This window comes from Lentzea tibetensis (genome assembly GCF_007845675.1).
GTDB lineage: Bacteria > Actinomycetota > Actinomycetes > Mycobacteriales > Pseudonocardiaceae > Lentzea > Lentzea tibetensis.
In genome coordinates this window covers 75,919-86,342 of sequence record NZ_VOBR01000036.1, presented here as the reverse complement: position 1 = coordinate 86,342, position 10,424 = coordinate 75,919, and the positions used below count along the sequence as shown (strand labels likewise).

The 10,424-nt window shown below is 66.8% G+C and carries 10 protein-coding genes and 2 pseudogenes; 4 read left to right on the top strand and 8 right to left on the bottom strand.

The genetic code is table 11. From position 1 onward, the window contains the following. Positions 1–173: 173 nt before the first annotated feature. The 4 genes and pseudogenes from FKR81_RS45370 to FKR81_RS37590 form a co-directional block, all read left to right on the top strand. Positions 174–756: pseudogene (locus FKR81_RS45370) on the top strand (transposase); the annotation flags it as partial. A 170-nt stretch (positions 757–926) separates the two neighbouring features. After that, a complete protein-coding gene (locus FKR81_RS37600; protein WP_146359093.1) occupies positions 927–1,997 on the top strand; it encodes a tyrosine-type recombinase/integrase in 1,071 nt (356 codons plus the stop codon). Continuing rightward, positions 1,994–4,321, top strand: coding sequence for a tyrosine-type recombinase/integrase (locus FKR81_RS37595; RefSeq protein ID WP_235922138.1), 2,328 nt, complete (start codon positions 1,994–1,996; stop codon positions 4,319–4,321). Before FKR81_RS37600 ends, FKR81_RS37595 begins: the two co-directional genes overlap by 4 nt. Positions 4,322–4,671: 350 nt before the next feature. After that, positions 4,672–4,875 (top strand): cold-shock protein, encoded by a 204-nt coding sequence (locus tag FKR81_RS37590; RefSeq protein ID WP_030475722.1) that lies wholly within the window; start codon positions 4,672–4,674, stop codon positions 4,873–4,875. Between the two features lie 419 nt (positions 4,876–5,294). Here FKR81_RS37590 and FKR81_RS37585 read toward each other — a convergent pair whose 3' ends face one another. The 8 genes and pseudogenes from FKR81_RS37585 to FKR81_RS46110 form a co-directional block, all read right to left on the bottom strand. Then, positions 5,295–6,335 carry a protein-L-isoaspartate O-methyltransferase family protein gene (locus FKR81_RS37585; protein WP_146359091.1) on the bottom strand — a complete coding sequence of 347 codons (1,041 nt, stop codon included), beginning with the start codon at positions 6,333–6,335 and terminating at the stop codon, positions 5,295–5,297. Between the two features lie 27 nt (positions 6,336–6,362). Continuing rightward, on the bottom strand, positions 6,363–6,785 hold the full coding sequence (locus tag FKR81_RS37580) for a lasso peptide biosynthesis B2 protein (RefSeq protein WP_222598531.1): 423 nt from the start codon (positions 6,783–6,785) through the stop codon (positions 6,363–6,365). Between the two features lie 3 nt (positions 6,786–6,788). Then, entirely contained in the window at positions 6,789–7,055 is a 267-nt protein-coding gene (locus tag FKR81_RS37575) for a lasso peptide biosynthesis PqqD family chaperone (protein ID WP_146359089.1), read from the bottom strand. Further along, entirely contained in the window at positions 7,052–8,938 is a 1,887-nt protein-coding gene (locus tag FKR81_RS37570; RefSeq protein WP_186763404.1) for an albusnodin/ikarugamycin family macrolactam cyclase, read from the bottom strand. The genes FKR81_RS37575 and FKR81_RS37570 overlap by 4 nt, the downstream gene beginning before the upstream one ends. Before the next feature lie 73 nt (positions 8,939–9,011). Further along, on the bottom strand, positions 9,012–9,134 hold the full coding sequence (locus FKR81_RS37565; protein ID WP_146359085.1) for a lasso RiPP family leader peptide-containing protein: 123 nt from the start codon (positions 9,132–9,134) through the stop codon (positions 9,012–9,014). Between the two features lie 290 nt (positions 9,135–9,424). Beyond that, entirely contained in the window at positions 9,425–9,553 is a 129-nt protein-coding gene (locus FKR81_RS45735; RefSeq protein ID WP_268891603.1) for a hypothetical protein, read from the bottom strand. Positions 9,554–9,634: 81 nt separating this feature from the next. Then, a complete protein-coding gene (locus FKR81_RS37560; RefSeq protein ID WP_146359083.1) occupies positions 9,635–9,880 on the bottom strand; it encodes a hypothetical protein in 246 nt (81 codons plus the stop codon). 37 nt (positions 9,881–9,917) lie between these two features. Continuing rightward, positions 9,918–10,359 (bottom strand): annotated as a pseudogene (locus tag FKR81_RS46110) (SAM-dependent methyltransferase). Positions 10,360–10,424 lie beyond the last annotated feature (65 nt).

Sequence of the window (10,424 nt, the reverse complement as noted above, 5' to 3'; positions counted from 1 at the left end):
AATACCGAGAGCCGGCGCTCATGCTCTTCGCGGCCAGCAGGGTCGCGACCGGATCGAACTCGACAAGTCGCCAGAACAAAACGCCGCCGATGATCGCCGAGGAAACGCGCTGCAACGTGACAGTCGGGACTGTAAAACGGTCGGTGTAACTCCCGATCATGGAAGTGCACCTGATGACCGACATGATGTCCGGCGTGGAGAACGCTGAGGATTCGAAGGCCGCAACTGGTCTGGACGGCCTGGACGAGCAGCTCGTCGCGCAGCTGCTGAGCAGCGCCAAGGCCAGCGGGCTGAAGCTGACCGGTGAGGGCGGGATGCTGCAGCAGCTGACCAAGCTGGTGCTGGAGTCCGCGCTCGAGGGTGAGATCACCGACCACCTCGGCTATGACAAGCACGACCCAGCCGGGCCGCGGGACCGGCAACTCGCGTAACGGCACTCGGTCCAAGACCGTGCTGACCGATGTCGGCCCGGTCGAGATCGACGTGCCACGGGATCGGGACGCCAGCTTCGAGCCGAAGATCGTCGCCAAGCGGCAGAAGCGGTTGGGTGGCGTGGACGAGATGGTGATCTCCTTGGCCGCCAAGGGACTCACGACCGGGGAGATCTCCGCGCACCTCGCTGAGGTCTATGGTGCCGAGGTGTCGCGGCAGACCATCTCCACGATCACCGACAAGGTGGTCGAGGGCATGATCGAATGGCAGAACCGGCCGGTGTATCCGGTGATCTTCATCGACGCGATCCACGTCAAGATCCGGGCTCTGTCGCCGATCTTGTGGTGGTGTCAGGTGTGGAGGAGGCGTTTGCGGAGTAGGTCGAGTCCGGCGCGTCCGAACATTTGGCGTTTGAGCATCTTAAAAGTTACGTGGAATCTGGCCGCGGGGGATGATCATCTCCTCGGTTGTGACCACGAAGCTGAGGAGATGGCTTGAGCGGCACGGTGATGCTGACCGGGAAGTGGCTGGTGCTGGCGCGGCACGAACGAGCAGCTGGTTGGTTGCAGGTGTGGACCGACCTGGGACGCGCGCCCCGCACGATCGACGCCTACGCCCGTGGGCTGGCCGAGTACCTGGTGATGTGTGATCGAGAGGGAATCGACCCGCTCACCGCGAACCGGGCCCACGTCGCGGCGTACGTGCGCGAGGTGACCGAGCGGCCCAGTCGTCGTGGAGTAAACGTGGTGTCGCTCGATTCGGGTTCAGGGCTGGCGAACGCCACGATCCAGCAGCGGCTGGTTCCGGTGCGGCTGTTCTACGACTTCCTTATGGAGGAAGGGCTTCGCGAGTCCAACCCGGTCGGGCGGGGCCGCTACACGCTTGGTCGCCAGCGTGGTGGTCAGCAGCGTGGCCTGGTCCCTCGGCTGACCAAACTGCCGTGGATCCCCACCGACGCCCAGTGGATGGACATTCTGGAGGCGGCAAAGGACGAGCCGATCCGCAACCGCGTGATGCTCGCGCTGGCCTACGACGCCGCGCTGCGCCGCGAAGAGCTGTGCTCACTGCGCACCGACGACCTCGACCCGGCTCACCGGACGCTGCGGGTGCGAGCGGAGACGACGAAGAACCGGCTGGAACGTGTCGTGCCGTACTCGGCCTCGACCGGTGTGCTGCTATCGGGCTACTTCGCTTACAGGGCAACGATCAGCAGAGCCCGCGGACCGCTGTTCCTGTCGGAATCGCGGCGCAACCACGCGCAGCCGTTGAGCTTGTGGACATCGTCGAAGGTGGTGCGCCGGCTCGCCCTGGCCGCCGGTGTCCCGCGGTTCTCCACGCACACCACCCGGCATCTGTGTCTGACCGATCTGGCCAGGATGGGCTGGGAGTTGCACGCCATCGCCACGTTCGCAGGGCACCGCCACACCGACTCGACGTTGCAGTACATCCACCTCTCCGGCCGGGATCTGGCCGACAAGCTCAGCCGCGGCATGAACCACATCCACGCCTGGCGCATCGCGAAGCTCGCTGACCTGGACGCCGCGACGGCAGGTACGTCGCGGTGACCGCATCGCTGTCGAGGCCCATTGATCCGGCCATCAAGACCCGTTGGCTTTCACCGATCATCGGCCAGCGCTTCGACACCACCGTCGCGATCCGGTCCGAGGAGGCGCAGGCCATCGGTGAACTCGGCGTGCGCAACCTGCGGCGGCTGCAGCATCACGATCCGTCCGCACCGGGCTGGCGCGTGATCGGACGACTGCTGCGGCCGTTGGAGGCGGTCAACGCCGCACTGGACTCGCCGTCCACCCCGCACCGACGGCGCGCCATGCTCGACGTGGTCGCCGTGCTGCTGGTGCGCAGCGCGGAAGCAGGCCGGACCTTCCGGGGCTGGACTACCCAGGAGTGGATCGACTTGCTTGGCCGCGACCAAACCGAGTTCCGTCGCAGCGCGCCTGGCTGGGCAGGCGACGAGGTCCGCCCCTACCTCGCGGCGCATGCCCACCTGCTCGGCTCCTTCACCGAGTTCCACCGGCTTGGCAGCTTCCAACGGCTTACCTTGTCCTGGCGGATCTTCGGGCGCGACCACGTGGACGGCGAGATCACGCGGGTCCGCGCGGTGCTCGCCCAGTGGGGCTACCGTCTCGGCCGCGACGACGACACGCTGCTGCCGATGGTGGTGAGCCAACTTTTCCTGCTCAACCGAAGCCCGCACCTCGAAGACCTGAACACCGAACTATTCGACCGCGTCCGCCGCGACGGGCTGCTGGACGGTACGCGGCTGAACACGCTGCATGCCCTGCAGCGGGCCGTGAGTTCCCTGGAGATCTGCGACCCACCGCGACGGAACACCGGCCGCCACTCGGTCAGGGCGACCGGCGGCGCGCAGGTCTGGGAGCAGTGGGTCGACCGCTGGCACACGACCTCGACGTTGACGCCCCGACAACGCGGAGGCGTCCGGTCCAACCTGCTCAAGGTCGGCCGCTGGGTGGCCGCCGAGCATCCCGATTCCGCAGACCCGGCGGCATGGACCCGGCAGACCTGCGCCGCTTGGGTCGCCGCGTTGGACCGGATGAACGTCGGTGACTACGTGCAGCGCACGGCCGGGCTCAAAGACCGCATCGGCAAACCGCTGGAGGCATCGAGCAAGGACGGCCAACTCTCAGCGATCAGGAGGTTCTTCACCGACTGCCAGGAATGGGAATGGCTGTCCCGCCGCTTCGATCCCCAACGCGCGCTGGCCACCCCGCGCAGCGTCACAGCCATGCTCGGCCCGGCACCTCGGGTGACCGCCGACGAGGTCTGGGCGAAGCTGCTGTGGGCCGGTCTCAATCTCGAGTCCGCCGACCTGCCCGAATCCCAAGCCGGGTTGTTCTACCCGGTCGAACTGGTCCGCGCGATCACGGTGACCTGGCTGTTCTCCGGCCAGCGCAGCAACGAGATCGCCCGGCTACGACTGGGCTGCATCCGCTGGCAACACGACGGCGACCCCATCGTCGGGGACGCACAGCAAGTCCTGGCCCGCGACGCGGTCTGCCTGCTCGACATCCCCATACACAAGACCGGCACCGCGTTCACCAAACCGGTCGACCCGATCCTCGGTCAGGCCATCGAAGCCTGGCAGGCCATCCATCCATCGCAGCCGCAGCTTCTCGATCGTCGCACCGGCGAACGGGTCGACCTGCTGTTCGCCTTCCGAGCCCGCCGCGTCTCCACCGCCTACATCAACAACACGATCATCCCGATGCTCTGCCGCAAGGCCGGCGTCCCTGACGCCGACATCCGAGGCAACATCACCAGCCACCGAGCCCGGTCCACCATCGCCAGCCAGCTCTACAACGCCAAAGAACCAATGACGCTGTTCGAGCTACAAGCCTGGCTCGGCCACCGATCACCGCAATCCACCCAGTACTACGCGAAAATCAGCCCCAACACCCTGACGCGGGCCTACACCGATGCCGGGTACTTCTCCCGCAACGTCCGCACCATCGAGGTCCTCGTCGACCGCGACGCCGTCACCTCCGGAGCCGCCGCAGCCGGTGAACCATGGCAGCATTACGACCTCGGACATGGTTACTGCACTTACACATTCTTCGAGCAGTGTCCACATCGGATGGCCTGCGCCCGCTGCGACTTCTACACCCCAAAGGCGTCCTCCAAGGGACAATTGTTGGAGGCAAAGGACAACCTGCAACGAATGCTGGCGAACATCCCTCTCACCGACGAGGAGCAGCTGGCCGTCGATGACGGTCAGGCAGCGCTCGATCAGCTCCTCGAGCGACTCGTCGACGTCCCGACACCAAGCGGCGCCACACCGCGAGAGATCGGTGTCCCGGCGACCGCAACCCTGCTGCCGATCGTCTCGGTGAACCAGGGCAAACAGGGATGAACTTGACAAATCAGATTCCACAGAATCACCCGGTTGACTTGCCCCTCAACTCGACCGGAGTTCACAGTCGGACCAGCGGTGACGCCTCGAAGTCCTGCGACGCCCCGGACGCGCCGACCAAGCCTCTCCGGGCTGCTGTGCGTCAACATCGCCGCAGAACCCGGAGGTTGAAGCGTCACGGTGCTGGTCGCGACGGTCCGCAGGTGTAGCGTGATGCCATCTGTCATGGCTTCGAAGTACCGTTCGCCCGTGATCGCAGGTCACGGGCGTTTTGCCGTTCAGCGTCTCCGGCCATGGCAGATCACCGGCCCCGCACAGTGCGGATGCCACATTCATGCTTGGAGTGCACCATGGCCACCGGAACCGTCAAGTGGTTCAACGCCGAAAAGGGCTTCGGCTTCATCGAACAGGACGGCGGCGGCGCAGACGTCTTCGCCCACTACTCGAACATCGCCGCTCAGGGCTTCCGTGAGCTCCAGGAAGGCCAGAAGGTCTCCTTCGACATCACGCAGGGCCAAAAGGGCCCGCAGGCGGAGAACATCGTCCCCGCCTAGTCCTATCGCCAGCCACTGATCCGCCAGCGGCACGCGCGAGGACCACACCAGAGCCCGGCCGGATGATCCATCCGGCCGGGCTCTGTCCTACATCGCGATAGCTGTTGCTCCGTCCCAAGACGATCCGACTGCGAGCCTCGGTCTTGAGCCCATCAAGCCAGTCCGCTACCGCACCAGTGACGGGCACACCGTCTCGATCTCCGGCATCACCACGCAACGTGCCGCGTCGGCGGGCGCGTTGTTCGTCCCGTTGGCGCTGAACGAGATGGTGCTGGCGGTGGTTGCCGGTGAAGAGGTTCAGGTGACTACAACTTGCGCACCGCCCCAGAGAAGCCCGCGACGAAGAGTGTCGCGAACGCCCACCCGCAGATCTGCAGCACTGTCGCCAAGCCAACGGTCATGATCTTCCGGTCGCCTCCTCACCGCGGGGCGGTTGTGCGGAGCACCCAGCCGTCGTGGAATGCCTCGAGGTGGGGTACGAGGTCGGTGAGACCGGGGCGGCCTGCGGCGCGCCAGGCGTCGGCCCAGTCGGTGAGGACTTCGGCGTCGGCGTTGGCTGAGGTGATCACGGTCTGGGTGGCGGTTCGTGCGTCGGTCAGTGCGGCGCCGGTTTGGTGGGTGTGGCCGATGCGCCAGAGTGGTTCTCCCAGTGCTGCGGTCGTGAGGCCGGCGGGTCGGGTGGCGAGCAGCCAGGCTCGCCAGTCGGCGGCGGACTCGTCGGGCTGCAGCGGGCCGGGAATGTGGTCGTGGCTTTGGATGAGGGCGTCGAGTACGTATCGCCCGTCGAGGTAGTGACGCGGGCTGCGGATCCACTCGCCGGACAGCCACCAGGGCCGGTGCTTGTCGTCGTGGCGTAGCACATCGATCCCGTAGGGCGGGACCAGCCACTGGTCAACGGCTACCCCGGACAGTTCGACGAACCCGGCGGCGAAGAGTTGGTCGGCAACCGGGCTGGCGTCGCTGCCGAGCCGGATGTGTGCGCCCAGACCGCTCTTGCTGATCGGCGCTGCGGTGAGCGGGGCGACGATCGCTCCGTCGGGGGACAGCTGGGTGGTCCAGGCGGCGGGTAGGTGTGGGGCGGTGGTCCAGGCGATGACGCGGTCGAAGGGTCCGTGCCCAGGTGCGCCTTGAATGCCGTCTCCGTGCAGGAGCGTGGTGTTGCTGTGGCCGTGGGCGGTGAGCAGTTGCCGGGCACGGTCGACGAGTTCGGCGACGACGTCGACGCTGACGACGTGGCCGCCGTCTGCGGCCAGATGCGCGAGCAGGGCGGTGGAGTAGCCGGAGCCGGTGCCGATTTCCAGCACCTTCATGCCGGGCTGGACGTTGAGGCGGTCGATCAGGTTAGCGATGATGGGTTGCGAGGAGCTCTGGCTGACGAGGTTGCCGTCCGGGCGGCGGACGAAGGTGTCTTCGTCGACTTCGGCCAGCGCGCGGGTGACTGCTGGGGAGTGCGTGGTCATAGGGCGTTCCCTAGTTGTTGTGACGGGTCAGGCTCGGCGCAGGACGTGGTAAGGCCGGTCGCGGGTATCAGGTTCACCGACAACGATGCCGTCGACCTCGATCCAAGCGTGCGCGGCGTAGGGCATGAGCCGGGCGCCGATGCACCAGTCGACAGATCGTCGCTGTGTCGCTGCGAGCAGCACGGTGGCCAGCGAGACTTCCATACAGGCGACGCGGTGTGGTCGATAACGGCCGGCGAGGCGAATGGCGGCGTTTACACCTGTTGCCTGGGCAGCGCTGGCCTGCTGGGGACAACGGCGTTTGGCCCATTGGGCGATGGCCAGGACGTGCCTGAAGCGCAATCGCAACAGCCAGGTCGCCACGGTGAGGCACGGCGGGGCGAGGAGTCTGTCGAGGCGGCCGATGGGCTGCGGTACGGCGGGAGTGTCCAGCGCCATGGGTGCGGTCACGGCTTAGCCTTCCCTCGTGAGTAGGCCGCGGTCGCGCAGCTGGGCCACCAGGGTCTCCACGTCGGCGCGGATGCGGTCCGGTGTGTTGTCGAAGCGGGCGGCGAGATCCCGGCTGGCCTGCTCGACGCTGTGGCCGTCGGCCAGGGCACGCCAGATCGCGCTGGCGGTGCGGTTGAGGCCGTAGAGGCGGCCGCGGTCGTCGTCCAGGAGCACCATGCCGTCCTCGGTGGTGACCTGCGAGATGGTGGGCGGTGGTGCGAGCGCGTTCATCGTGGTCGCTCCTCTCGGGTGCGCGGGGTGTGCCACCAGTCGGTGGGGTCGAGGTTGTGCAGGGCGTGCAGCCAGATCTCGGTGGCGATCACCGAGCCCAGGGCGCCGAGTGGAGCTGAAGCGCCTGCCAGGCCGACTTGCAGCGCGTCGCGCGGTCCCTCCGGGATGAGGATGTCCAGTTCGGACAGCAGCGGCTTGGCCAGTAGTGCGCGCAGCGTGTCGGCGTTGGCTCGCAGTCCTTGGTACTCGCAGGTGCTGTAGTCCCCCTTGGTACGGCGTTCCAAGAGTCCGGGCGGCAGCCGATCATCCAGCGCGGCTGCTAACAATGGTTTGGGTTTGTCCACAGTGGTCCGTTCACCGGCTGGAACAGCCAAGCACGCGTCGATGACCTGGCTGTCCAGGAACGGGCTGTGCACCACCAGGCCCCACGTTCGAGCGACCTGGTGGAAGCCGCGAGTGGCGGCGCCGTGCCACTGCACCGCGCGCCACGCGGCGCCATCAGCACTATCGGGTTGAACACCCTCGGATGACGAGACCACGGCGGCCGCAGTTAGTCGCGCTGCGAGCGCCTGACGCATCCGCAGGGTGCCCCACGCGGCGCACGGGGACAGGACGGCCCAAGCCAGCTGGGAGTCCAGACCGCGTCGTGCCGTCGCGACCAGATGCGGGTTGACGAGTTGGTCGGCAAGTGTCCGGATGGTGGCGGTCCACGAGGTTCGGGCCAATCGTGTCGCGGCTTTGCGCACATGTCGGGCGGGGTGGTGTCTCAGGCGAGCCCAGCCGCTGGCTTCGTGCCGCAGGGAACGGTGGCCAGCGCGGGCGAGGTCGCCCAAGTACGTCAGGCCGGGCGCGGTCAGCACGACGTCACCGCCGCCCCCGGTGAGGTGGCACTCGCTGCGATGCTCGAGCGCCGGGCCCAGTCGGTGGCGGGTCCGGGCGATGATCAGGGCATCGAGGCTTGGCTCGTCGCAGATCGGTATGGACTGCATGTCGGTGAACGGCAACGTCGCGATGCGGCCGATGATGACCAGGTGACGCAGACCGGGTTCCGCGGACGCCACGGAGCTGGCGAACTGCACGTCCTCGTCGTTGACCGAACGCGGGTCAGCGTAGGTCACCGCGAGCGGCGCGGCACCGGCTTGCGCCGCCAGGACGGCGCAAGAGGACGAGTCGAGACCGCCCGACAGATCGGTGCTGACCTGGCTGGCGCGGTCCACGCGCCAGCCCACAGCCTTCACCAGTGCCTCGGCCAGCATGGGGGCCGCCTCTCCAATACTTCGAGATCCCTGCTTCAACGGCAGTTGACGGAACTGAGGACTGTGGTAGGGCGTCATGGTGAGAACCTGAGCCGCGCCGACCCTGCCCACTCGGCGAAACACGCTGTCCTGGCCGCGAGGCTCGAGCAGGTCCGGCAGATACAGCCAGGCAGCCACGACGAGCGGGTTCACCGCCTCGGCGAGGTTGCGGTGATGCACCGAGGCCGCCATCAGTGCATCGGAGGCGAACAGGGTGCTTCCGGCCAGGTCGGTATGGAACACCGGATGCAGACCCGCCCGATCAGTGATCACATGGAGGCGGTGGCCGTCGTCGAGCACCACAGCGTAGGAGCCCGGCAACGCCTGCAGTGCGTCGAAACCCTGCCCTGCCATCACATCATGCAGGGCGGACCGGAGCTCATCGTCCGTAGCCAGGCAGGTGCCAAGGAACGCCGCCCGTGCCTGCGGCACCGCCACAACAGCGACCTCATCGGGCCTCCAGTCCCCCACGGTCCATAGTGGCTTGGCTCCGTTCCAGACGACGCTGGAGTTCGCTGGTGTACGCGGCGGGTGCGGATCCGGTCCTGCCCAGCCGACAAAGCATCGACGTGTTGCTGTCGGGGTCATCTGCTGTCCTGCACCCCGGCGAGAGGAGGTGGCCCGGACCAGGCCGGTTCGGGCCACTTCCTTCGTCCGCCGGCTAGTAGTAGCGGGCGGTGTCCATGTCTGCGGTGTCATGCGCGGCTTCCCCGAGGGCGAACTCGGCGACCTCACCCAGATCGGTCAGCACCGGAGCCTCATAAGGCTGGCTGTCCACTTGCATCACCTCCTTCCGTATTCGTCGTGCAGTGGGCTCGTACGCCGCAACCCCGAATGCGCTGCGGACGACTGTGGCCAGAGCAGCTGTGCCAAACGCCGAAGCTGCTGAGTTATGTGGACACCGGCCGTACAAGCCCGTGTGGCGAGGTCGTGTTCGCCGCGACAGGTGTGCGCGAAGCCCAGCCGTGCCCAGCACACCGCCTGCCCAGGGTGGTGAATGCGGCGCGCTGCCGTAGCACCGAGCCGTTGAGCGGTCACCAGTTCGTCCCAGGCGAAGCTGCCGCGAAGTGGCGCTCACAGCGCTCCGGCGAAACCGAGCGTCAGGTCATCCCAGTGGTGTTCATCCGCGATATGTTGTGCCGCAAGCACATCGGGACGCACGATGCGGAACCAACTCATCGCCTCTCGGGTCGAAGAGAACATGTCCCCGATGACGGGCTGAGGGGCCCGCACTCTGACAGCGGGAACGGTGGTTCATAGCCAGCTCGACCGCCTTGTTGCCGTTCAGGTACCCGTCGATGATGCGCCGGATCGCGCCGTCGCGGTCGGCCCACCGCCATCGTGAGGCGCGAAGACGTCCGCGATGTCAGCCACGGTTAGGCGCCGCGCGGCGTCGCCCAACTGCTCCTCGATCACGGTGAAGACTCCTTGCCCGGAAAGCACATCCGGGCCGGTCGCAACGAGACGATCAGGACTGGATCGCCACAGCCAGTGCAGCGCCGACGGGAACTGCTGCGGCGCGGGTTTCATCGCTAGGACTGCATACCCCAGACACTCCCCTGGGGCGTCATCCAGCGTGCTCCGAACGCCACCACGACAGCGGCACCACTCCGTCAGCAGAGGTCTTCCGCGGCCCGAGCATGCGCACGAACGCGGCGCGGCTTCGTCCGACCACGGTGATACCCAGGCTGGTGATCAGCCGCTCAACGTGTCGCCGCTGCTCTGATGTGAGGCTGTCAGCCACAACGTGTGAGGCCGCCAAGAAGCATCCGGCCGCGAGCTGCTCGTAGTAGCGCGCGACCGCGCTGGCGGTGGTCACTGTCCGGGATATGGTGCAGAACTGCTCCCATGAGAATGTTCACGGGTTCCTGGAGATCTAGCAGCGACCGCGCAACCGGGTCGTAGAGCACCGCTTCGATACTCGCGGAGGTCCGCAAGGATGACTCCGCCCCTGGGGCCAGACCTGCGTGCAGCCGATTGCACTCGACGACCACCGGATCGACATCCATGTACACCACCCGACATGTCAGGTTGACCACATGAGCGATCTCATGAAATGACAGCACAGTGCACC